This window comes from Flavobacterium hibisci (assembly GCF_020026925.1).
In the GTDB taxonomy this organism is placed as follows: Bacteria; Bacteroidota; Bacteroidia; order Flavobacteriales; family Flavobacteriaceae; genus Flavobacterium; species Flavobacterium hibisci.
Map to the genome: position 1 here is coordinate 60,679 of NZ_JAIQDW010000009.1, position 22,495 is coordinate 83,173.

The following is a 22,495-nucleotide window of genomic DNA, read 5'->3' on the forward strand; positions in this document are numbered from 1 at the left end:
TTAAATTCCAAATTCCAAAATTATTAATTGGAATTTGGAATTTTTATTTTGAGGATTAAAGTATTTATTTTCTGCCTATCTTTCTTTTCAGGTATTTTTTCTTTGTTATCTTTCTTTTAAACTGGCTTGTTTTCTCCAAAAGAATTGCGTGTAATTTATCTTCAGGTTCACTGCTTAATTTGGCATAAGTTCTTGCGATTACTTTTACCATTGTTTTTGACAGCCACATTTTCTTAAAATTATCCATTCGTTCTTCGATGGATAAGTTTTTAAAATTCATTCTATTTAAATCTATCAGATAAAATTCGTATTGACCGGAAGATTTTTTTACCACTAAAGTATTCCCGGGAGAATGATCCAGAAAATTAACTTTGGCTTCATGCATTTTAAAAGTAAACTCCGCAAATTGCCCTAAAATAACATTTCTTTCCGGAAACAGAGGATCGTGAATCAGTTCACGAATTGTAAAATCATAATCTATCTGCTGAGAAACATAATAACTGTCTTTCAAAAGTCCTAAACCGTTTCTATTTTCTATATAAGCAATTGGAAAAGGCGTTAAAATATGATTATCGATCAAATAATTGGCATAATCGAAAGAGCGTTTAGCTTTGGTACTTCTAAAAAAAGAATAGATAATCGATTTGAATAGTCCCGGTTTCTGAAAAAATTTGATATTTACTTTTTCATCACCCAAAAAATTCGACTTGATCGTATTGCGGGAACCTTCAACAATCATATTCCCTTTGGTAAAAAAATCAGCAACTAACTGAAGTATAGCTTCTTCTTTGTTTTTATATTTCGAATGAATGATTATTGGCACAGCTTACAATTATAATTTGGTTTAAAAGTATAAAAAATAGTACTTTGCACCAAGTAATGCGTCATAAAGAAAGAGAACTTTCTTTTAGGATAAATTCGCAACCTCAATATTGAGAATTAAGCTCAAATAATAAAAAACAAATAACTTTAGGATGAAAGTTTTAATCATACAAAACAAACGAATTGGAGATGTGCTGATCAGTTCGGTAATTGCTAATAATTTTAAGGCGAAATATCCAGAGAGTGAAGTTCATTTTATGGCTTATGATTTTACCCACGGCGTAATTTTGAAGAATCCTAACATTGACAGAATCATTTCGATTAATGATAAAGAGCTGAAAAAATTGCCTGTTTTACTTAAACTGATTCGTCAGATCAGAAAAGAGAAATATGATATTATTTTTGATCCTTATTCAAAAACACAAAGCAAACTGATTTGTAAATTCTCTAAAGCCAAACAGACAATTGGCCATAAAAGCCGAAAAAAACTAGGCAATTGGGGTTATTACACGCATCCGGTAACTATATCTAAAGAAAAAACCAAAATCTGCGGCAAAGCAATCGAAGACCGGATTCATTTATTAAGTCAGGCTGGTAATTTTGAACCAATAGATTACCATCCCAAAATATTTTTGACTGACGAAGAAAAAAAAGAAGACTGGCTGGGGAAATACGCTGATAAAGTGATTGTTCTTGGAGTTTTGGGAAGTACACCACAAAAATCAATGCCGTATGAATATGTAGCGAAAATGGTTGATTTTATTGCTTCTAACTATAATGTAAATATCCTCTTCAATTATGCACCGCATCAAAAAGAGGAAGCCTTGAAAATATATGAAATGTGTGAAAATAAATCCAACATCATTTTAGATATTTATGCCAAAAACATTCGTGATTTCATTAAATTAATGAATCAATCTGCACTTTTGGTTTCTAACGAAGGAGGAACGGTACACATTGCTAAGGCCTTAAACAAGCCTACATTTACTATATTCTCTCCTTATGTAAACAAAGATCACTGGGCAAGTTTTGAAGATGGAAAACTGCATCATTCTGTCCATTTACTGGAAATGAAACCTAATTTATTTGACAGTTTTACTTTTGAGGAACGCAAAAAAATAGAAAAAAACCCGGACGAATTGTACAAACAGCTTACTCCGGAAATGATACTTCCGGAGCTCGACAAATTCCTGAAGAATAATCTATAATAAAAAAGCATTCGCGAGTAACGAATGCTTTTTTATTATTTTAAAATTCCGAATTCAGTTCTTTTTTTCTTTTGAATCCGGGTTTCCTTTCGGATATTTTTATTCTTGTTTATTGACTCAGGAGTCGCATAACCACGTGGATGATCCAGATGCAGGCAGGTGGTACTGTATCTGATTTGTTTCGGTTTTATGCCATAGTTAACTAATCTCTCACCTAATTCCCTGTCCTGTCCACCGTATTGCATACGCTCATCAAAACCATTGACTGCCATAATATCTGTTTTCCAGCCTGAAGCATTATGGCCGTTCCAGCTTGGAGTGGTTGGCGTCAAAAAGTTTAAGACTGTACTTTTAAAACCCTTTGCACTTACTTTATTATTTTTGAAAGAAGTTTTCATTCCATTTAGCTTTAACCATGAAATGTCAAAACATTTTCCTGAATAAATATCTTCTTTAGTAATCTTTTTAGATAATTCTAATGGCAGTTTATGATAACCTCCTGAAAGGAAATAACCTTCTTCCCTGAATTTAATATGCTGTTCTACAAAATCCGGACGCGGAATACAATCGCCATCAGACATCATAATATAATCAGTCGTACAGGCTAATATGGCCTTGTTCAAAATCTGCGATTTCTGAAAGCCATTGTCTTCATGCCAGACATGAATAATAGGATAAAAAACCTCTTTTTTCAATTCGTTAATTAAATCGAAAGTATCCTGACGCGAACCATCATCTGCAATTACCATTTCAAAATTGCGATAGGTCTGAGTGTTATATCCCCAAAGGACTTTTTTTAGCCATTCGACAGAATTATAAGTGCTGATTATAACGGAAATATTCTTTTGCATAATGCCGCAAAGGTAACCTAAAATTATTAATTTTGTTTTTCCTTAAAACAAAAAAATGAGCAGATTAACCGTAATAATCCCTACTTACAATGAAATTGATTATATTGAAGATGCTATAAAATCAGTTGAATTTGCTGATGAAATTATTGTAATTGATTCTTTTAGTTCTGACGGCACCAAAGAAAAAGCCATTGAGTTAGGCTGTAAAGTCTTAGACAGAAAATTTGATAATTTTTCGAGCCAGAAAAACCATGCTATTTCTTATGCAACAGGTGACTGGATTCTATTTATTGATGCTGATGAACGCGTTTCCCAAAAACTGAAAATCGAAATATTATCGGTAATCGCAACTGGAAAACATCAGGGGTACAAGCTCAGGTTCCCACATTTTTATATGAATCGTTTTTTATATCATAAGGTAGATAAAGTAGTCAGGCTTGTAAAAAATGATTCTGTCTCTTTTTCCGGAGATGTCCATGAAAAACTTTTGTTTCAGGGAACTTTAGGCACTTTGAAAAACTTCATGATCCATTACACATATAAGGGGCTTTTTCATTTATTACAAAAGAAAGATTCTTATGCCTGGTTTCAGGCCAATACTTCTTTCAAAAAAGGGAAAAAAGCAGGTTATTTTCAATTAATTTTTAAACCTTTTTACCGCTTTTTCTCTTCTTATATTTTAAAAGGAGGATTCATGGATGGAGTTCCCGGTTTAGCTTTGGCGAGCGTTAATGCTTATGGCGTTTTTTCGAGATATGCCAAAATCATTTTAATTGAAAAGGGATTAAAATAATCTTAATTTACCGAAACGCAACTTGAGTTTAAATTTCAGCAGGCTATCTTCCCCTTTAATGTCTATCCGCTGAATTGCGTACAGATTCTTAAAAGGAAATTTATTAGTTCTATTCCCTATTCGCAATCCAAATTTAACATTATTTTGCTGCAAAACAGTAGTAAATACTGATTTTTGAGGTTCTTTTTTAGGATAATTACCATAAGGATAAGCTAAAGCATTATAAACTTTTAGATCATTTTTTTCGATAATCTCGAAACATTCAGAAAAATCGGCATTGATTTCATCCTTTGTTAAAGATGCATATCTTTTATGAGCAAACGAATGTAGTCCTAACTCTACACAATTATCCAATTCCTTCAGCTGTTTAAGAGACATAATCTTCTCTTGGCCTGAATTCCATGAATCAACCTCTCCAATATAGGCAAACGGAATAAAAAAAGTAGCCTTTAAATTATACTTCTTAAGCAAGGGAAGAGCATAAACCATTTGATTTTCAGTAACATCATCAAAAGTAATCACTACACTTTTTGGATGTATTGATTTTTTGTTTTCTAATTCTGAAAAATGATATGTTGCATATCCCTTTTCTTTCAAATAATGAAATTGTTCTTCTAAATTTTTACTACAAATAGTAAGGCCCTTACTATTTATATTATCAGAAACATTATGGTACATCAATATAGGTAAACGTGTCATATCTTAAATTGCAATTAAGTTTAAAATTATTACATTTGCAGTTCATAAACTTCTTTATGCAGGAAAATAATTTATTTTCAGAAAAAGGTATCGGCTTTGATGAATACAATTCGCAGTTAACAATTGAAGCCAAAGAGCTCGCTAATAAATTGTACGAAAAGAAAATCAGGCCAAATTACTTTCATTTGATAATTATACCTTTTGGTAATTTTATCCTAAATTATTTTTTAAAACTCAAAATACTAAAAGGTAAAAAAGGTTTTATCCTCTCTTATATACATGCTTTTGCGACTTTTAAAAAATATTTATTTTTATGGCTGAAGTATAGAAAAATGGAATAAACAAGACAGCCTCTGCCTGAAGATTTAATATTTATCTAATATCGGTTTCCAAAAATCAACAACTTTAGGTTTATTAATTCCATGACAGCCAAAAGGAATTTCATTATTTATTATTTTAAAAGCAATTTCTGGTTTACGGTCAATGGCAAAATGTAGAGCTTCCTTATAGTCTGGAATTCTAAAATCTTTACTGAATTCAGGAGCTTTCAATGACCAAAAAACATCTTCTATTGCATATATTGCTTTCTTTTCTGCATTTAAAAAATCTGAAATAAAGTTTTTTTTCTCTTTTGTAATTTTATAATGTGAACTCACCCTACGTAATGAGAAACCTCCATTCCCTGTTTTATAAAAAATTTGTTTACGTTCCTTTTTCTTTTTAGAATCAAAAAGATCAAGGATCTTCGTTACTATTTTATTATGCTGAGTTGCAATCCACGGAGCACCAATATAATCATATCCTTTTTGGCACCATTCTTTTAAAGCGTCTTTAAAAACAAAAGCATCTAATTGATAGATCAGGATAAACTCAGAATCTAAAAAACGTTCGTAAAATGATGAAGACAAAAGCAACTCATTATAACCGGAAATGTTTTCAAAATAGTTTTTTGAAAAATTTTCTACCGAAACATGCGGAAACGCATTTGTAATATAAGAATTATCAAGTCCTTCCGGTTGCACTAAAACAATTGGATAATCTTTCAAAACACGTAAACACTGCAATAAAGATTTCTCTTCAAGAAATCCAAAATGATCTTTGTATATAGGTATAAGAACTTTTACTACATGTTCCATTTTTTATTTTTTATAATCTTAAATATATTATTCAAATAGCTTTTGTACTATTATCTATTAATTCTATTGAAATTTAGAATTGAAATTTGAAAATAATTTTTCAAATTGCTCTTGGAAATAAAAATCATATCCCTCTCCTCCTATTGGAAAAACAGCAGGTAAAAACGGATTGGCTTCCAACAATCGGTTCACCTTTAAGCCTTCCGCAATAGCAAAGGAAAAAGTCTGATTGGAAACAAAAAACCGTGAAGATTTAATTATTTGTGCCATCTCCATGAAATTAGGAACATCATAAAAATCAATGTTAGGAACTTCTTTACTGAATTCTTCATATTCTGCTCTTGTTCCCACAAACAATAAGTCTTTATACTGTTTTAAAAAAGAATAATTAATCAAAGGGTTTCTTCCTCTAAAAGTTCTGACTACCACAATTTTATTTTTAATTATTGAATGTGGCTCTACTTCTAAAAAAGGAAGATTCATATCGGGCTGAAGTCCTGTTAAATGATAATACCATCTAACTGAATGAAATTCCATCGCTACTGGCAACTGCCGAAAAATATCCAAATCAATATCAATTTTTTCGTTATTCCATTTTCTGACATCATTAATATAAGATTGCGCTTTTAGGAAAGAAAAAGCCATTTGGTAAGATCGCTCTGTTATCATTACGTTTCCTGTGGGGTGCTTAAAATAATTTCTTCCTATGATCTGATTTAAATGAATATACAAATTACATTTTGTTTTTGAGGAAAGCTCTTTTAAGATAGGTAATGCATAAACCAAATCTCCTAAATGTCCGGAATGTTTGAAATTTATTTCAGAAGGTGGATTAGATATTATTTTTGAAATTGCATCAGTTTTGTTTTGAAAATCCACAGTATATTTTTTCGATACTACCTCATCATTTAAATGCAGTTTATATTCAAAATACTTTAGTTTATTAGTAAGACGAAACCAAAATTTAACCAGCTCTGATTTTATTGATTTATTTTTTTTTGCCATTATTACAAATGAATATTAAATAAAAATATGGGTAATATATGATTTCCTTTCCAAAATTAATATTATTATGAAATCATTAATTTAAATATAAACTGGCTATTAATTAAAAAAATAAATCTATTTACTTCAATTGTTATATTTTTTAAAAAAATATTTTATTTTTCTTTAAAATCGATTATTTATTATATCGCAATACCACTTCACTTTTGTAGTTGCTAAATCTAAATATTACTGTTACTTTTTTACAAAGTTAAATTTATTTAATAAAATCCCACAATTAATATTAAATATACTAACCTGAAATTAATACTTTTTTTTCGAAAGTCTATGAATGAAATGATAATCTACTCAACTATAGAAATCATGAATTCTTACTTCGGAACAATTCAACACAGTCTGTATTAATCGGTTTAAAATCTTCGATCATAAAAAAGAGCGATACATGAAACAAATTAAATTGCAAGAATTTAGCCGGAAAAACCATCAACATAAACAGTTCAATTAAAAAACTATTCTACACAATCTAAATAATGTACTTAATTGATTGAATCAATTATTATTTAGTAATCAGACGCAACTATTATGTGTTATATTCATCTTTAAGATAAGATCTGAATTCTATTACAATAATTAAACTTTCTATTTTTTATTCATTTTTAGATTGACTATTTCTTAAAACTTTATGCATACTACAATATTAATGAATGTTTTAAGGTTTAATTAGTTAGTCTTTCATTATCAAGATTACCCAAAACCCAAATAAATTTAAACTTAACATGGGAGTATTTAAAACCATAAAATTACACCTTGAAAGAGAAAGTAAAATCAAAACACATTCGATAATCTCTATACCAAATTTTGAAACCTACAGCTCTGCGAAAAAAACAATTGTTTTTATGAGTAATGCGCTGCCAAAATATGATGAAGATTCTGGCTCAAATCGACTTAAAGAAATTATTCTCTTGTATAAGGATTTAGGATTTAACTGTATTATTTGTGTTGAAAATATTTTTGAAACAGACAAATATGTCAAGTTTTATAGTGATTTAGGTATTATTGTGTATTTAGAGACTAGTCTGCACAAAAATTATTTATATTTTTTAAAATCCATACCTCATATCGACTACATCTGGTATAATGGGCCGAAAAACTTTAGTAAATATCTCTCCAGACTTTCTGAATGTTTTCCACAATCGAAATCCATATTTGATATGGTAGATATTCATTTTTTAAGGTATAAAAGAGCTATAGAAATTGAGCCTTATCGAATTTCGTTAAGAAAAAAATATTATCAGTATTTTAAAATAGAAACGAAATTAGCAAAAAAAGCAGATGTTGTTATCGCAATATCTGAAGTTGAAAAAGAAATCATGTCACAATATTTGAAAGAAAATCAGATATTGTTAATTTCGAATATACATTATTGTAAAATCGACGAAAGTCAAATTGCCCCATTTGAAAAAAGAAGCGATATTTTGTTTATTGGTTCTTCACATGAACCAAACATCGATGCTATTCATTACTTATACAATGAAATAATGCCAAAAGTCTGGCTAAAATTACCCAACTTAAAAGTAAATGTAATTGGAAATGTAAAAAATAAGATTCATTCTATCTCCCATCCTAATTTCAAACTATTGGGATTTGTAGAAAATATTGAGTCCTATTTTATCAACTCTAAACTGATGGTTGCTCCTTTACGTTATGGCGCAGGAGTAAAAGGAAAAATAGGCCAGTCTTTTGAATACTTTTTACCTGTAGTAACGACTTCTATAGGCGCTGAAGGAATGTATTTAGAAAACAAAAAAAATGCTTTTATTTCTGAAACTGCAGATGAATTTTCAAAACAAATAATTACACTTTACAACGATAAGGAAATGTGGTGTAAATTATCTGTTAACTCTACTGAAAGCCTTTATCCTTTTTCAAAAGAAAAATTAAAATCTGTATTAAAGCAAATATAAATGATCAATACCATTGTTAATTATCATTCTACTTTTTCAAAAACTTCTGGTATTTCTGAGGCTGCAAGAGCAAATTTTGCAGCACTAAAAGACTGCCCTTTTACGCTTAATCAGGTTAATTACAATGAAAGTGAAAAATTACTGATTAGAGAAGATGATCACTTAGTAAATAAAATTAGCGGAAATGTAATCAACATTTATCATATCAATATTAATGACATTCCTCTTTTTCTTTTAAACAATACCATACCTACCGCATCACACATTTATAATATTGCCTATTGGGCCTGGGAATTCAATAAACTTCCCGAAGAATTTATAGATTTGCTCGCTCTGTTTGACGAAATATGGGTTCCCAGCAGTTTTTGTCAAAATGTATTTTCATCCTATTCTTTTAAACCCGTTATCAAAATCCCTCATCCAATTGAAGCAATCAAAACTGAGGAAAATGACCCTAAAATAGAATTACAAAATAAGTTTGTGTTTTTATCAATATTCGATTCACTAAGTACTCCTGAAAGAAAAAACACTAATGGTCTAATAGAATGTTTTTTAGACACTTTCCAAGATACCCCTAATGTTGTATTAGTATTAAAAACAGTTAACTTAGAAAAAAACAAAAGACTTCATAAGGAGCTTACAGAAAAGACAAAAAATTGTAACTATATAATCCTTATTAACGAAAACTACACTAAAAAAGAACTTACAGACCTTATTGATGCCTGCCATTGCTATGTTTCATTACATCGGGCTGAAGGTTTTGGCCTAACACTTGCAGAGGCTATGTTAAGAAAGAAAGTAGTGATTGGAACTGGATATTCTGGCAATTTAGAATTCATGAACAATCAAAATAGTTTCTTGATCAATTATGAGTTGATGACAAAAGACAAAGATTCAGGCTTTATAAAAAAAGGATATCAATATGCTGAACCTGATATCGAAAATTCAAAAAAAATTTTAAGGCATGTTCATGATAATTATAAGAATATCGAAGAAATACAAAAAAATGCGAAACGAACTATAGAAACCTATTTTAGCAAGGAAAAGATTGGAGAATTGATGTATTCAAGATTAGATAAAGTAACTTATTTTATGAAAAAAAGAAATACTATTACTTTAAACAATGAGAACTTCCTAATCACCGAAAACATACGATTAAAAAACAGCATTAAAAAATATGAAAAAAACATATTTATAAAGTTAAAAGCAATTTTAAAATCTTAAAACTAATTACATCTTAGTTTTATATTTCGATTTTATTGTTCTCAATGCCTGTTTGACACCCAATACACAGTTAATAATTTTACTTTTTTTGATTTTTTTTAATTCTGTTTCTAATTCTGTTACTCTACTTTTATAAGTAATCAAAAGCAACTGATTCTCATTTGGATTTTTAAAATTTCGTGTAACAGATTCCGCTCTATTACGAATTTTATAACCAATACTCTTATAAGATAATTTATTTTGTGTGTCGATTTGAGCTTTTTTAGCTTTTTCGTTTGCTAAATCCCTATTATCGTAGACTAATCTCATTTTATCCACACTATCTTCCAGCAAAGGATCCGCCCAGATGGTATTTTCACAAAAATTAACATCAGGATTTTCTATAGAATTAATTACATAATCTACGAGAAAACTGTTGTTGCCATTCATGAACTCTAAGTTTCCTGAATAATTGGTTGCAATTGTTGGTTTGCCCATACACATCGCTTCAGCAATAGTGAGTCCAAAGCCTTCTGAATGATGTAGCGAAACATAACAATCACATTGGTTTATGAAATGATTTAACTCGTTCTTTTCTAAATTAATATCTACAATTTTTATATTAGACCTGCCTTCAATTTCATTCATCACTAAGGCATAATCATTAGGATATTTTTTTGCATTAGAACATTTTATAATTAACTCAACATCTGTTTCGGAAGGAAATGCTTTAATAAATGACTGAATTAAGAACAAAGTATTTTTTCTTATTAGAGAACTTCCAAAATTAAAAATGAATAAAAAGCTATATTTTTTATCATCGTATTTATTTAAAAAGTCTGTATTCATCAAAGGAAGCAATTCAACTTCTACCGGATGAGGAATTGTCATAATTGAACCTAAGAAATATTTTTTAAAAATTTCGCTGCAATAACCGGAAGGTGTCCATATTTCATTAAATAAATGAAGTGTTTTTTGAATTTCATCAGGGACATATTCTGATTCCCAAACCAGAAATAAGATATTATATCTATTTGAAAAAGAATTCGTTTTAAGCCCTGCAAAAAAAACAGAAACATCATATAATGATAATTGTATCAGGTTAATATTATACTTAAAAGCATCTTCATTAACATTTCCGTTTTTTAATTTTAGATAATCAATTTTGGCATAAGGAAGCCCTGCAGCATCCATTGCTTTTAGATTTAATCGTACAGCTTCACCTAAACCAAATTCACCATCAGTATAACCAATAACATTAACACCGACATTTAAATTACTCATTCTTTTTTTATATAAAATTTAATTCACCTCTAAAGACTGCAGGCTCACCAAATTGGCATAAATCCCATTCATATTTAATAACTCCTCATGAGTACCTTGCTCAACAATCCTCCCTTTACTCATTACCACAATTAAATCAGCATTCTGAATGGTAGATAAACGGTGTGCAATTACAATTGAAGTTCTGTTTTCCATCATGTTTTCCAGACCAATTTGCACTAATTGTTCAGATTCTGTATCTAACGCTGATGTAGCTTCATCCAGAATCATAATAGGCGGATTTTTCATTACCGCCCTTGCAATAGCTACGCGCTGTCGCTGACCTCCGGACAGCATTCCGCCTCCATCTCCAACAGGGCTATTGTACTGCTCAGGAAATTCTGAAATAAAATTATGGGCATTTGCCACTTTCGCAGCATTTTTAACAGCCTCTATATCAGGATTATCTATACTTAACGAAATATTATTAGCAATAGTATCATTAAACAAAATAGAGTCCTGAGCAACAATTCCCATTTGTTTTCTTAAAGAATCTGCAGTAACATCTTTAATGTTTATACCATCAAAAGTGATGCTTCCTTCTGAGACATCATACAACCTTGTCACTAAGTTTGCCAATGTTGATTTTCCACTTCCTGATTCCCCTACCAGCGCCACTCTTTTACCTTTTGGAACCGTTAGATTAAAATCTTTTAAAACATATTCCGAATCGTACTTAAACCAAACATTCGTAAATTTAATTTCATGCTTAAATTCGGTAATCTCTATAGCATCAAGATTGTCTTTTAGCGGATTGGTTGCGTCTAAAATGAAGGCAACCCTTTCATAAGCTGCATTTCCTCCCATTAAAGCCTGATTGGCTTTGGTTATAGCCTTAGCAGGTGTCAATATTTGATAGGCCAGACCCATGTATGCGATAAAAGCACTACCGCTCATCGATCCGTCAATTAATACTAAAGACCCTCCATAAACCAATAGAATAGAAATTACAAAAATCCCTAAAAACTCACTCATAGGTCCTGCCAGACTCATCCTAACGCCTATTTTATTGTTTAGATTATTAATAAATTCTGTTGAATTCAAATAACGTCGTATAAAAAAATTCTCAGATGTAAAATTTTTAATCACTTTTATACCGCCTAAAGTTTCTTCTATATCTGATAAAAGATGTCCCTCCAGAGAGAAAATATCACCCGACTGACTTTTGATAGATTTACTCATTCTGGATATTAAAATCCCTGAAAGAGGAAGAAAAAGAAATACGAATATGGTTAATTTCCAACTTATAAAAACCATCGATATCAGAGTGAATATAATAGTCAATGGTTCACTAACCATCATCAGAATACTTAAAAAAGCACTTTTTATTGTATTGATATCCGAGGTCATTCTTGAAATTAAATCACCTTTTCTTTCATTTGAAAAAAAAGAAACAGGTAAACTAATTACTTTCTGATAAACATCATTTCGCAAATCTTTCAAAATTCCATTATTCAAATAAGTCATGTACACAATAGAAATGAAATTGAAAAGATTCTTCAGCAAAAAAGTAGTCAATACAAATATTACCATCCATATCAATGTATCCAAAGCTCCGTTTACTTCAGTATTGTGTGTTATGAAATAATTTAAAGAATCTTCCAAATATCGTTTATCAATACTTTTAATCCCTTCATATACAGGTCTGACATGTATTTTTTCACCATCAGAAAACAACACCTTCATTAATGGAAAAAGCGAAAGCATCGAAATAGCAGAAAAAAGTGCATATAAAACATTAAAGATGATACTGATTATTAAATTTTTCTTGTGAGGTATTAAATACTTTAAAAAGCGTTTAAAATTTTTCATTTAATTATTTTGAATTGAAGGCTAACCTAATTTAATTTTTAAGGCCAATATTATTTTTGCAAAGATAAAATTAAAATAGTTTTAAAACCAGAAAAGTAGTACCTAATCACCTCCTAAAACCCAATGATTTTGAACTTCTAAATTTCCTGATTCTTAATCAAAATGAATTGCATTAGTAATGATCCTTACATGCACAAGCTTTCTAATTTATGGAGATTTCCAGAAATATTTTTCGTTACTTTGCTGCTATAAATTTGTTACTTGTATTTATAAAATGGAAAATCTGAACGAAGAAGTACATAAAGCTTTTGAAATCATAAAAGAGGGCGGTATCATTCTTTATCCAACTGACACCGTTTGGGGAATTGGCTGCGATGCCACAAATCCCGAAGCAGTTGCTAAAATATACACACTTAAACAACGTGCAGAAACACAAAGCATGATTGTATTAATGAATGGCGAAAAAATGATGTACAATGTTTTTAAAAACATTCCCGAAGTAGCCTGGCAGATCCTTGATTTATCTGAAAAACCAACCACTTTAATTTTAGACGAACCGCGAAATGTAGCTCCTAATATTATCGCTTCAGATAAGTCTTTAGCAATACGACTTGTAAAAGAACCTTTTTGTTTTAAATTATTAGAGCGAATGAAGAAACCATTAGTTTCTACATCTGCTAATATTTCAGGACAACCAACACCATTAACTTTCAAAGATATTAATCCTGAAATTGTAAAAGGAGTTGATTATGTCGTGGATTTGTATCGTGATAAAGTTGGTGGAAAACCTTCAACAATCATTAAACTAACAAATGATTCTCAGGTAAAAATAATACGCAAGTAATTGACAACTATATTGTTTTGAGGCTCTCTATCAGCAAGTCAATATCTTCTTTAGTATTATAATGACTGAAAGAAATTCGGAGATTAGGTAATTTCAAATCGGTCTCCGAAAGTATCTCTTTTAAAACATGTGAAGGCTTTATACTTCCGGACTGACAGGCACTTCCTCTTGAAACTGCAATTCCTTTCATATCCAGACTAAACAATAACATAGCAGTTTTATCTTCAGAAAAAGGCAAAATAATATTGATAATATTATAAAAATCTTCTTTTTTACCTACGATTCTAAAATTCGGGAAATAATTTTCAAGCTGATTTATCAAATACATTTTTAAATCCAAAACATATTGCCTGTCGGTTTCAAGGTTTTCATATGAAATAGCCAAAGCTTTTGCCATTCCTGCAATCTGGTGTACGGCTTCGGTTCCTGCACGTAATCCTTTTTCCTGTTCCCCGCCAAAAAGCAAAGGCTGCAAGCCTGAATTTTTTCGCACAAAAGCAAAGCCAACTCCTTTTGGTCCATGAAATTTATGAGCACTGGCCACCATAAAATCGACAGTGCTTTTTTGTAAATCAATTTCGGTTTTCCCAACAGATTGAACGGTATCAGAATGAAAAAGTGCATTATACTGCTTACAGATAACACTTACTCTGTCAATATCTAAAATAGCTCCTGTTTCATTATTTACATGCATCAAACTTACAATTGTCTTTTTTTCTTTTGATAATAAGTTAGATAAATGCGTTGAATCGATGCTGCCATCAGGATTTATAGTAACATAATCGACCTGAATGTTATAATCTGACTGTAAAGCCAAAACTGTATATAAAACTGCGTGATGCTCAATTTTAGACGTGACAATTCGCTGTACTTTCAAATCTTCTACAGCAGAGCGAAGTATCCAGTTATTTCCCTCGGTGCCGCCTGACGTAAAAATTATTTCCTGAGCCGAACAATTAAGATATTTAGCTATATTCTTTCTGGAAAGTTCAACAATCGTTTTTGCATTTCTCCCAAAACTGTGAGTTGATGATGGATTTCCAAAATCATCCATCATAATTTTTGTCATTTCCTGAACAACTTCAGGTCGCATGGCAGTAGTAGAAGCGTTATCAAGGTATACTTTTTTCATTGCAGCAAAGTTATGAAATATCAATTGTGATTTCTTAAATATCATTTGCGAAATTTTTCACTATTTTTGAACCAAATAAAAATTAAGATGAAAAAATATGCCTGCCTGTTACTTTTCGCCATTATGCTTAACGGTTGCGATGACGGAGATTTAACACCTGAAATAATTGATTTTGATGAAGTAACACCTCAAAGTTGTGATACAGAAACCAATGAACTGATTTATAAGTTAAAAACACAAGAAGCTTTTATATTACAATTGGGAGAAAACACACTTGACAATGTAGTAGGAGAAAAAACAATCTCTATCACTGAAAATGGACTTCCCCAGCTTGTTTACAGAACTTTTGACGGCGTTATTAGTAGTGCTAATATTTGTGATGCCATAAGACCCTCTTCACCAAACATCATACGAGATTCTAAAGCTAAGGGCGGAACAATAACCATAACAACCACTCCGGATATATCTGAACCAGCGTCTGACGGAAGTACAACAATTAAAGGTTTCAATCATTTAATATACATGAACAATATTAGCTACGAGATAGTAGGAGGAGTACAAGTTGATCCACGGTCTTTTCCCTTTGGCACTCTGAAGACAACAACTTATACCTCTCCGGTAGTATCTTTTACTGCTACAAATGCAGGTTACTGTAATCAAAAATTATATAATTGGAGTGCTACTAACTCTATTATTATTGACGCTTTAGATCCTGAATTAATTCAAAACACCGAAACTCTAGAACCTAGAAAAAGCACCATAACAGCGACTCAGAACAAAATTGTTTTCAATACTTATAAAAACGCCAGTATAACGGCTGATTATTTCTGTAAAACTCCAAGACCTGCTACACCAGAAATAGACGAGACCTGGAATGCTTCTGTTAATGGTACTATAGAAGTTGTAACCACAAAAAGTGGCACACAATACCTCCATGTTATTACATTAAAAAATATCGAGCTCAGCAATAGTGCAGGATTGAAATTTAAACTTCCAAGTAGTTTTATTTTCGGCGAAATCACTACACAGTAACAATTTCCTTAAAACCAATTACAGAATATATTTTTTATTTTATTCTTACAAAAAAACATCCTTTTCTCAACTAATTCCGAAAGACAATTAGAATGAAAAGGATGTTTTTTTATGCGCTTTGAAAAAACTTTTAACGCTTTAAAGATTTTATTTATTGTTTTGCCTAAAGTAAACTTCAGTTGCACCAAGACCATATTTTTGATAATTGGCATCCTGAAAATCTACTCCATCATACCGTCCTAATAAAAAATCAAGTTCGGCTTTCAGTATTCCTTCACCAACGCCGTGGATAAAAACAATCTTGGGAATACGGTTTTTAATTGCAAATTCAATATGCCTTCTTGCTGTTTCGGTCTGTAAAGTCAGAATATCATAATTTGTCATCCCGCGTTTATTTGGCACTAATTTTTCTATATGCAAATCAAATTCAGGAGCCGATATTTCACGCTTATCTTTCTTTTCTTTCACAAAACTTCGTGGTTTTGGCTCTTCTTTCTGTTTTGAAACAGAATCTAAATCAATTCTTTTGATAGATTTCATTAAATCATTGGAATCCTGAATTTTAATTAACTCGTTGACAAAAAAAGTCATCATAAATCCATCTTCTGTTTCAATCAAAACTTCATTATTTTTAACAGAAACTACCTTTCCGTTAATGGCTTCATCCAAAACAGAAACCTTATCTCCTTTATTCAGCATCCTCTTCTTCTTTTTCTTGATTCTTACTTGGTGTTTTTGCGCTTAGCTGCATCATTCCAAACATAAATACTGCAATTGCAATTACTATTATATAGATATTTTTATTTTCAGAAACCTGCTGGTACAATGCAACCGAAATTGCAAGAACCATTATTAAAATTTTAAAAGTTTTCATATTTTTAATATAAGACTTCAAAAATAAGAAACTTTAAAATAGTACCTCTATCCTATTTAAATCTTATCGCTATTTTTGTAAAATTGTAAAAAATAAACTTTGGATTTAGAAAAATATATGCTGCCTTGTTTTAGCAAAACCCTGTTCGGAATTGAATGTTTGGGCTGTGGATTTCAGCGTGCACTATTCTTACTTTTTCGTGGTAACTTTCTTGCTGCATTTAATATGTATCCGGCAATCTACACAACTCTTATTTTTTTAACTTTTGTAGCTTTACGTTTTTTAAACAAAGCCAAAAATTACAACAAATTACTTTGGATTTCCGGAATAATAAATGGCATGTTTATGATTGCAGGATATTACTACAAACATTTTTATCTTTAATTTTTGCAATCATTTTTTAATTTGATTCAAAATATCATCCATCATCTCAATTTGAACTTTCTGAATTTCTATTAATTCCTGTTGCTGATGCATTATTAAATGATCGATCTTATCATGAATCATTCTGATTTCAAGCTCTGATTTAAGGTTAATCATATAATCCTTTTTAGCACGCGTCCTGTCTTTTTCTTCCTGCCGATTCTGACTCATCATAATGACAGGCGCCTGCAAAGCTGCAATGCATGACAAAATAAGATTCAGTAAAATAAAAGGATACGGGTCAAAACCTTTATTCATTAAAACAAAAACATTCGATCCTATCCAAAGAACTATAAAAACAACAAACGAAATGATAAAAGTCCAGCTTCCGCCAAAGTCTGCTACCTTATCGGCTATTTTTTGACCAAAACTTCGCGTTTCATCTTCATCTTCCACAATGCTTACAATTGATTTATCTTCGTTCAAAGAGGCAACAACACTTTTCTCAAGATCTGAAAGTGCACCGATTTCATTTGATATATAATCTGAAATATATTTCTGTCGATACTTGTTTAATTCCTGAAAGGAAATAAAATCAGTATCGCAAAACGAAGGATGATCTTTAAGAATAAGACCTAAGACAGGATCATGTATCGATTTACCTGAAACTTTCTCTGAGACAGGGAATGAAAGATTGGAAATAGCACTTTTAAAAGTTGAATCATTTTTCATTTTACTATGTTTTACTGGCTAATTTACGCATTTAACTTCTTAACAATCTTATAAATTTCTACCGTCAAAATTTCTTTTATTTATCACAAATAGAATCATCAATAGAAAATTTCTTTAGGGAATTCGTGCCTTTATTTACAAAAAACACCTTACTTTTAACGTTTCAAATTATCCATTCAATTTTACAATTGTGTCAAAAGATCTTATCATACAAAATATCAAAGCTTTAAAAAGCCATTCAAACATAAATTACGGCATTAAAACTAAAACCGAAGCGTTTACTGAAAAGCTTTTTTATACCCTGTTTGATTCAAATGCAGCTTTAGATGAAAGTATTGACGAACTTGAATTTCGCTTCAAAGAAATCGCTGTTTTAGCCTGCAAAAAGCCCGAAAAATTATGCGGCTCGATGTGGGATCTTTTTCTGGAAAAACTACCAAATGTTTTAGAAAAACTGAATCAGGATGCCGAATATATCCTGGAAAATGATCCTGCCTCAAATAGTATCGACGAAGTTTACTTAGGCTATCCGGGATTTTATGCAATTGCTATTTACAGGCTAAGCCATGAATTGTACAAACTCGATTTACTATTATTTTCAAGACTGATGAGTGAATATGCCCACCGTATAACCGGAACAGACATACATGCTGGTGCGAATATTGCTTCACCGTTTTTTATAGATCATGCTACCGGAATTGTTATTGGAGAAACAACCGTAATCGAAAAATACGTAAAAATTTATCAGGGTGTTACTTTAGGCGCATTAAGTGTAAGCAAGGACATGAAAAATGCGAAACGTCATCCAACTGTCGAGAAAAATGTCTGTATTTATGCAAATGCTACCATTTTAGGCGGTGAAACCATCATAGGCAGAAATAGTATTGTGGGAGGAAACGCCTGGGTTACCAAATCAATCCCGGCAGATTCTATAGTCCTGAACACGACTACAACCGAAGTTAAAATAAAAGAAAAAAAATAGAATGAAACCACAGAAATTAATCAACCTGATTGGCAACACCCCATTGATGGAAACTGTTAATCTGGTCAAAAATAAAAACGTAAAACTTTTATTAAAACTCGAAGGAAACAATCCTGGCGGAAGTGTAAAAGACAGGGCCGCTTATAACATGATTGCATCGGCTTTGGAAAGAGGAGATATCAAAAAAGGAGATAAATTAATTGAAGCCACAAGCGGCAATACCGGAATTGCACTGGCGATGATTGCCCAATTGTTTCAGGTTGAAATAGAATTAGTCTTACCTGAAGATTCCACGAAAGAACGCACACAAACCATGCGCGCTTATGGGGCAACGGTTATTTTAACGCCCGCCAGTGAAGGAATAATCGGCTCTCGTGACTATGCCGACAAAAAAGTAGCCGAAGGCGGTTATGTAATGCTAAATCAGTTTGCAAATGACGATAACTGGAAAGCACATTATAAAACTACCGGTCCTGAAATTTGGGAGGATACTGAAGGAAGTGTAACGCATTTTGTGTCGGCTATGGGAACAACAGGAACTATTATTGGAACCTCATCTTATCTGAAAGAAAAAAATCCAAACATTCAGATTATTGGTGCCCAGCCGAGCGACGGATCACAAATTCCGGGAATCCGAAAATGGCCACAGGAGTATTTGCCAAAGATTTTTGACGCTTCGAAAGTAGATACCGTTGTGGATGTAAGTGAAGAAGAAGCAAGAGAAATGACGAAAAGATTAGCACTTGAAGAAGGTGTTTTTGCAGGAATGAGTAGTGGCGGCTCTGTTGCAGTAGCCCTAAAAATTGCAGAACAGGTAGAATCGGGTGTGATTGTAGCCATTATCTGCGATCGTGGTGATCGTTATTTATCTTCTGATTTATTTGATTAAAAATAAAGTCTCTAAGGTTCTGAGCGACTAAGAATCTAAGTTTTTTTTATTGAGCTTATAAATCTTAGCACTTCAGCATCTTGGCAACTTAGAACCTTAAAATACACAAAATGAACTATCGCAAACTAGGCAAAACCAATTTTAATATATCCGAAATCTCACTTGGCACCTGGCAGGTTGGAGGAAAATGGGGATCAGCTTTCGACAACAAAACTGCAGATGAGCTTTTAAATACTGCAATTGATAATGGTGTTAATTTTATTGACACTGCTGATGTTTATGAAAATGGTTTAAGTGAAACTGCTGTTGGAAGAGTTGTTCGTTCGAGATCTGAACGAATTTATGTCGCTACAAAATGCGGCCGACATATCAATCCGCATATTAACGAAGGCTATCAGCCAAAAGTATTGCAGAAATATGTAGAAGAAAGTTTAAAAAGACTGGGATTAGAAACTCTTGACTTAATTCAATTACACTGCCCTCCTACTGAAGTTTTTTATCGTCCTGAAATCTTTGAACTTTTTGATCGTCTTAAAGAACAGGGTAAAATTTTAAATCTTGGCGTTAGCGTAGAAAAAGTAGAAGAAGCCTTAAAAGCAATCGAATATTCGAATGTTACTACAGTGCAGATTATTTTTAATTTATTTCGTCAGCGCCCTTCACAACTATTCTTTTCTGAAGCCAGAAAAAAAGATATCGGGATCATTGCAAGGGTTCCTTTGGCAAGCGGGCTTTTAACCGGTAAATTCGATGCAAAAACAACCTTTGAGCCGCAAGACCACAGAAATTTCAACAGAAACGGCGATGCTTTTGATAAAGGAGAAACTTTTTCCGGTATTGATTACGAATTAGGATTAAAAGCTGTTGAAGAATTAAAAGCATTATTTCCTGAAGCTACAAATCTGGCTCCTTATGCTTTACAGTGGATTTTGAGTTTTGAAGATGTTAGCTGCATCATTCCCGGAGCTTCAAAAGAAAGTCATGTAGTATCTAATTTATCTGTTTATGATTTACCTAAATTGTCTTCAGAAAAAATTGAAGCAATGAATAAAATTTATAAAGAATATATAAAACCCTATGTTCATCAGTTGTGGTAATTCTGTCTTAAAAAATTGAAAAATGAAACATTTAAGTTTCTAAGATTTTAAAATCTTAGAAACTTTTTAATTTAAACAACGTTTACAATTAACTCTTCATAATCCTAAGGCACTATATCCTAAAAATTTAAAATCCTAAAATAACTTTAGTACCTTAGAATTTTATTCACAACATAAAACAATGTTTAACAAATCAAATTTTAAAGAATGGTTTGACCGGTATAAGTACGCTGAATTAGCAAGTACAAGTGCCGCACTTACTACTTCGCTTTTTAGCAAAATCTACAGCGGATTAACAACGGCTTATTTGATTACATTTGCCGAATATCTGGCTTTTTATAGTGTAATTTTATTCTCTTCTTATAAAAAATTACACAAACAAAACAGCCTTTTAAACCAAAAGACTTCTTCTCATGAAATTTTCAGGCTTGTGAAAAATCTTATTTTGGAATTTGGTTACCCTGCGTTTTTGGATTTTTTGATAATTCGTCCTTTTTGTATGTACTGGATGCCGATACTTTTCGGGAATTATTTCTTCGGAATTATTTTCGGGAAAATTTCAGCTGATTTGTGTTTCTATTTTTTTGCAATTATCAACTATGAATTAATCAAAAAAAAATAATCAACAATTTTCAAATACAATTTTAAACTCGGCACCTTTGTTTGTTCCTTCGCTGGAAGCTGTGAGTGTTCCTTTATTTCTTTCGATGATTTTTTTACACAAGTATAAACCAATTCCTGTTGAAGACTCATTGGCTGTTCCTAGTCGGCTCATTTTTGTAAATTTCTTGAATAACTCTTCAATCTGATGCTGGCTGAAACCTATTCCATTATCAGAAACCGTTATAATCAGGGAACTACCTTCAGTAAATATTCTTAATTTAATTTCGCTGTCAAAATAAGAGAACTTAACAGCATTGCTAATTAAATTTACTAAAACCTGAATTAATAATCCCTCATCAATTTTAAGCTTAGTCTCTTCAGTTTCAATACTCACATTTAGACTAATATTCTTATCTATAAGACGCTGCTCTACCTGTTCGTTGACAAAATCCAATACATCCGGAAAAGATATTTTTTTTAGCTCAGGATTTATTTTAGGAACCTGATCCTGTTCCGCCAGTAATTTGATGAAATTTTCTATATATCTGAATTGCAGATTTGTTGATTCACAAATCAACTCGGCCAAATCCTTTATTGCTTCAGAAGGTTTTTCTTCTATAATGAGTTTTGCAAGTCCCTGAGGATTTCCTGCAAAGTTTCTCAAGTCATGTGAAAGCATATAAATTAAATCCTGTTTTTCATTTATAAAACTTTCTGCTTCAAATATAGATTCCTGGATATTACTCATTAGCAGACCGGCTTCATCATTATATTCTGTAGGCAAAACCGATAATTTTCTTTGATTTCTGTAGTCATCCAATGATTTTGAAGCTACAGCAATGGGTTTAATCAGCTGATTTAAAACCAGTAGGGTAATTCCAGTTGCAAGCAAGGTCATAATTAATGAAAAAATTAAAACCGATGTCGCCGGAATCACTGTGTCGAAATATAAAGCAAAAAGCAAAATTCCGATTAAAGGAATATGAATACCTATAAAAGCAACAAACAGAAATTTCAATGCATAACTTTTTTTTAAAAAGCCAATTTTTGAAAGATTATGATACAACTTCATACGAAATAACAATTACTTAGACTTTTAATGGGGCTATCGAAGCATTTGATGCAACAAAG

24 protein-coding genes are annotated in these 22,495 nt (G+C 31.5%); 12 read left to right on the forward strand and 12 right to left on the reverse strand.

Features of this window, described 5'->3' with window-relative positions; genetic code table 11:
- Positions 1-64: 64 nt before the first annotated feature.
- Entirely contained in the window at positions 65-823 is a 759-nt protein-coding gene (locus K8B81_RS10940; RefSeq protein ID WP_223681480.1) for a lipopolysaccharide kinase InaA family protein, read from the reverse strand.
- 151 nt (positions 824-974) lie between these two features.
- Here K8B81_RS10940 and K8B81_RS10945 point away from each other — a divergent pair, with 151 nt between their 5' ends.
- Complete coding sequence (locus K8B81_RS10945; protein ID WP_223681482.1) at positions 975-2,030, forward strand: glycosyltransferase family 9 protein; 1,056 nt, start codon at positions 975-977, stop codon at positions 2,028-2,030.
- 35 nt (positions 2,031-2,065) lie between these two features.
- On the opposite strand, the gene K8B81_RS10950 is transcribed toward K8B81_RS10945, so the two are convergent.
- A complete protein-coding gene (locus K8B81_RS10950) occupies positions 2,066-2,881 on the reverse strand; it encodes a glycosyltransferase family 2 protein (protein WP_223681484.1) in 816 nt (271 codons plus the stop codon).
- A gap of 55 nt (positions 2,882-2,936) precedes the next feature.
- On the opposite strand from K8B81_RS10950, the gene K8B81_RS10955 reads away from it, so the two are divergent.
- A complete protein-coding gene (locus tag K8B81_RS10955; RefSeq protein WP_223681486.1) occupies positions 2,937-3,674 on the forward strand; it encodes a glycosyltransferase family 2 protein in 738 nt (245 codons plus the stop codon).
- On the opposite strand, the gene K8B81_RS10960 is transcribed toward K8B81_RS10955, so the two are convergent.
- Positions 3,666-4,373, reverse strand: coding sequence for a polysaccharide deacetylase family protein (locus tag K8B81_RS10960; protein WP_223681487.1), 708 nt, complete (start codon positions 4,371-4,373; stop codon positions 3,666-3,668). The genes K8B81_RS10955 and K8B81_RS10960 overlap by 9 nt on opposite strands.
- Before the next feature lie 35 nt (positions 4,374-4,408).
- On the opposite strand from K8B81_RS10960, the gene K8B81_RS10965 reads away from it, so the two are divergent.
- Positions 4,409-4,714 (forward strand): hypothetical protein, encoded by a 306-nt coding sequence (locus K8B81_RS10965; RefSeq protein WP_223681489.1) that lies wholly within the window; start codon positions 4,409-4,411, stop codon positions 4,712-4,714.
- Between the two features lie 24 nt (positions 4,715-4,738).
- On the opposite strand, the gene K8B81_RS10970 is transcribed toward K8B81_RS10965, so the two are convergent.
- The gene (locus K8B81_RS10970) at positions 4,739-5,509 is read right to left on the reverse strand and encodes a DUF5672 family protein (RefSeq protein WP_223681491.1); all 771 of its coding nucleotides are present in this window, start codon (positions 5,507-5,509) and stop codon (positions 4,739-4,741) included.
- Between the two features lie 63 nt (positions 5,510-5,572).
- Positions 5,573-6,514: a hypothetical protein gene (locus K8B81_RS10975; protein ID WP_223681493.1), complete on the reverse strand. Its 942-nt coding sequence runs from the start codon at positions 6,512-6,514 to the stop codon at positions 5,573-5,575.
- A 776-nt stretch (positions 6,515-7,290) separates the two neighbouring features.
- Between K8B81_RS10975 and K8B81_RS10980 the strand changes: the two genes are divergently transcribed.
- Positions 7,291-8,478, forward strand: coding sequence for a glycosyltransferase (locus tag K8B81_RS10980; RefSeq protein ID WP_223681495.1), 1,188 nt, complete (start codon positions 7,291-7,293; stop codon positions 8,476-8,478).
- Positions 8,479-9,702 carry a glycosyltransferase gene (locus tag K8B81_RS10985; RefSeq protein ID WP_223681496.1) on the forward strand — a complete coding sequence of 408 codons (1,224 nt, stop codon included), beginning with the start codon at positions 8,479-8,481 and terminating at the stop codon, positions 9,700-9,702.
- A 6-nt stretch (positions 9,703-9,708) separates the two neighbouring features.
- Here K8B81_RS10985 and K8B81_RS10990 read toward each other — a convergent pair whose 3' ends face one another.
- Together K8B81_RS10990 and K8B81_RS10995 are read right to left on the reverse strand one after the other, a co-directional pair.
- The gene (locus tag K8B81_RS10990) at positions 9,709-10,965 is read right to left on the reverse strand and encodes a glycosyltransferase (protein ID WP_223681498.1); all 1,257 of its coding nucleotides are present in this window, start codon (positions 10,963-10,965) and stop codon (positions 9,709-9,711) included.
- An 18-nt stretch (positions 10,966-10,983) separates the two neighbouring features.
- Positions 10,984-12,816 carry an ABC transporter ATP-binding protein gene (locus K8B81_RS10995; protein ID WP_223681500.1) on the reverse strand — a complete coding sequence of 611 codons (1,833 nt, stop codon included), beginning with the start codon at positions 12,814-12,816 and terminating at the stop codon, positions 10,984-10,986.
- A 274-nt stretch (positions 12,817-13,090) separates the two neighbouring features.
- On the opposite strand from K8B81_RS10995, the gene K8B81_RS11000 reads away from it, so the two are divergent.
- On the forward strand, positions 13,091-13,660 hold the full coding sequence (locus K8B81_RS11000) for an L-threonylcarbamoyladenylate synthase (RefSeq protein WP_223681502.1): 570 nt from the start codon (positions 13,091-13,093) through the stop codon (positions 13,658-13,660).
- 7 nt (positions 13,661-13,667) lie between these two features.
- Here K8B81_RS11000 and K8B81_RS11005 read toward each other — a convergent pair whose 3' ends face one another.
- Complete coding sequence (locus tag K8B81_RS11005) at positions 13,668-14,792, reverse strand: cysteine desulfurase family protein (RefSeq protein WP_223681503.1); 1,125 nt, start codon at positions 14,790-14,792, stop codon at positions 13,668-13,670.
- Positions 14,793-14,879: 87 nt separating this feature from the next.
- Between K8B81_RS11005 and K8B81_RS11010 the strand changes: the two genes are divergently transcribed.
- Positions 14,880-15,824, forward strand: a complete 945-nt coding sequence (locus K8B81_RS11010; RefSeq protein ID WP_223681504.1) for a hypothetical protein — start codon at positions 14,880-14,882, stop codon at positions 15,822-15,824.
- Positions 15,825-15,971: 147 nt separating this feature from the next.
- On the opposite strand, the gene K8B81_RS11015 is transcribed toward K8B81_RS11010, so the two are convergent.
- Complete coding sequence (locus tag K8B81_RS11015) at positions 15,972-16,523, reverse strand: Smr/MutS family protein (protein WP_223681505.1); 552 nt, start codon at positions 16,521-16,523, stop codon at positions 15,972-15,974.
- Positions 16,513-16,698 carry a hypothetical protein gene (locus K8B81_RS11020; RefSeq protein ID WP_223681506.1) on the reverse strand — a complete coding sequence of 62 codons (186 nt, stop codon included), beginning with the start codon at positions 16,696-16,698 and terminating at the stop codon, positions 16,513-16,515. The genes K8B81_RS11015 and K8B81_RS11020 overlap by 11 nt, the downstream gene beginning before the upstream one ends.
- Positions 16,699-16,797: 99 nt before the next feature.
- Here K8B81_RS11020 and K8B81_RS11025 point away from each other — a divergent pair, with 99 nt between their 5' ends.
- Positions 16,798-17,082 carry a DUF2752 domain-containing protein gene (locus tag K8B81_RS11025; protein WP_223681507.1) on the forward strand — a complete coding sequence of 95 codons (285 nt, stop codon included), beginning with the start codon at positions 16,798-16,800 and terminating at the stop codon, positions 17,080-17,082.
- Between the two features lie 9 nt (positions 17,083-17,091).
- Here K8B81_RS11025 and K8B81_RS11030 read toward each other — a convergent pair whose 3' ends face one another.
- Positions 17,092-17,793, reverse strand: coding sequence for a DUF1003 domain-containing protein (locus tag K8B81_RS11030; protein ID WP_223681508.1), 702 nt, complete (start codon positions 17,791-17,793; stop codon positions 17,092-17,094).
- A gap of 190 nt (positions 17,794-17,983) precedes the next feature.
- Here K8B81_RS11030 and K8B81_RS11035 point away from each other — a divergent pair, with 190 nt between their 5' ends.
- The 4 genes from K8B81_RS11035 (at position 17,984) to K8B81_RS11050 (ending at position 21,383) form a co-directional block, all read left to right on the forward strand.
- Positions 17,984-18,775 carry a serine O-acetyltransferase gene (locus K8B81_RS11035; protein WP_223681509.1) on the forward strand — a complete coding sequence of 264 codons (792 nt, stop codon included), beginning with the start codon at positions 17,984-17,986 and terminating at the stop codon, positions 18,773-18,775.
- Position 18,776: 1 nt separating this feature from the next.
- Positions 18,777-19,664 (forward strand): cysteine synthase CysM, encoded by an 888-nt coding sequence (cysM, locus tag K8B81_RS11040; RefSeq protein WP_223681510.1) that lies wholly within the window; start codon positions 18,777-18,779, stop codon positions 19,662-19,664.
- Positions 19,665-19,774: 110 nt separating this feature from the next.
- On the forward strand, positions 19,775-20,761 hold the full coding sequence (locus tag K8B81_RS11045; protein ID WP_223681511.1) for an aldo/keto reductase: 987 nt from the start codon (positions 19,775-19,777) through the stop codon (positions 20,759-20,761).
- Between the two features lie 181 nt (positions 20,762-20,942).
- Positions 20,943-21,383, forward strand: coding sequence for a hypothetical protein (locus tag K8B81_RS11050; RefSeq protein WP_223681513.1), 441 nt, complete (start codon positions 20,943-20,945; stop codon positions 21,381-21,383).
- On the opposite strand, the gene K8B81_RS11055 is transcribed toward K8B81_RS11050, so the two are convergent.
- A complete protein-coding gene (locus K8B81_RS11055; protein ID WP_223681514.1) occupies positions 21,384-22,382 on the reverse strand; it encodes a sensor histidine kinase in 999 nt (332 codons plus the stop codon).
- Positions 22,383-22,495 lie beyond the last annotated feature (113 nt).

Bases quoted from the DNA above. Each gene is read 5' to 3' on its own strand.
- K8B81_RS11050 (WP_223681513.1), top strand. From the start codon at position 20,943: ATGTTTAACAAATCAAATTTTAAAGAATGGTTTGACCGGTATAAGTAC.
- K8B81_RS10955 (WP_223681486.1), top strand. From the start codon at position 2,937: ATGAGCAGATTAACCGTAATAATCCCTACTTACAATGAAATTGATTAT.
- K8B81_RS10990 (WP_223681498.1), bottom strand. From the start codon at position 10,965: ATGAGTAATTTAAATGTCGGTGTTAATGTTATTGGTTATACTGATGGT.
- K8B81_RS11010 (WP_223681504.1), top strand. From the start codon at position 14,880: ATGAAAAAATATGCCTGCCTGTTACTTTTCGCCATTATGCTTAACGGT.
- K8B81_RS11005 (WP_223681503.1), bottom strand. From the start codon at position 14,792: ATGAAAAAAGTATACCTTGATAACGCTTCTACTACTGCCATGCGACCT.
- K8B81_RS11020 (WP_223681506.1), bottom strand. From the start codon at position 16,698: ATGAAAACTTTTAAAATTTTAATAATGGTTCTTGCAATTTCGGTTGCA.
- K8B81_RS11000 (WP_223681502.1), top strand. From the start codon at position 13,091: ATGGAAAATCTGAACGAAGAAGTACATAAAGCTTTTGAAATCATAAAA.
- K8B81_RS10970 (WP_223681491.1), bottom strand. From the start codon at position 5,509: ATGGAACATGTAGTAAAAGTTCTTATACCTATATACAAAGATCATTTT.
- K8B81_RS11030 (WP_223681508.1), bottom strand. From the start codon at position 17,793: ATGAAAAATGATTCAACTTTTAAAAGTGCTATTTCCAATCTTTCATTC.
- K8B81_RS10985 (WP_223681496.1), top strand. From the start codon at position 8,479: ATGATCAATACCATTGTTAATTATCATTCTACTTTTTCAAAAACTTCT.
- K8B81_RS10950 (WP_223681484.1), bottom strand. From the start codon at position 2,881: ATGCAAAAGAATATTTCCGTTATAATCAGCACTTATAATTCTGTCGAA.
- cysM (WP_223681510.1), top strand. From the start codon at position 18,777: ATGAAACCACAGAAATTAATCAACCTGATTGGCAACACCCCATTGATG.
- K8B81_RS11045 (WP_223681511.1), top strand. From the start codon at position 19,775: ATGAACTATCGCAAACTAGGCAAAACCAATTTTAATATATCCGAAATC.
- K8B81_RS10945 (WP_223681482.1), top strand. From the start codon at position 975: ATGAAAGTTTTAATCATACAAAACAAACGAATTGGAGATGTGCTGATC.
- K8B81_RS10960 (WP_223681487.1), bottom strand. From the start codon at position 4,373: ATGACACGTTTACCTATATTGATGTACCATAATGTTTCTGATAATATA.
- K8B81_RS10980 (WP_223681495.1), top strand. From the start codon at position 7,291: ATGGGAGTATTTAAAACCATAAAATTACACCTTGAAAGAGAAAGTAAA.
- K8B81_RS11015 (WP_223681505.1), bottom strand. From the start codon at position 16,523: ATGCTGAATAAAGGAGATAAGGTTTCTGTTTTGGATGAAGCCATTAAC.
- K8B81_RS10995 (WP_223681500.1), bottom strand. From the start codon at position 12,816: ATGAAAAATTTTAAACGCTTTTTAAAGTATTTAATACCTCACAAGAAA.
- K8B81_RS10975 (WP_223681493.1), bottom strand. From the start codon at position 6,514: ATGGCAAAAAAAAATAAATCAATAAAATCAGAGCTGGTTAAATTTTGG.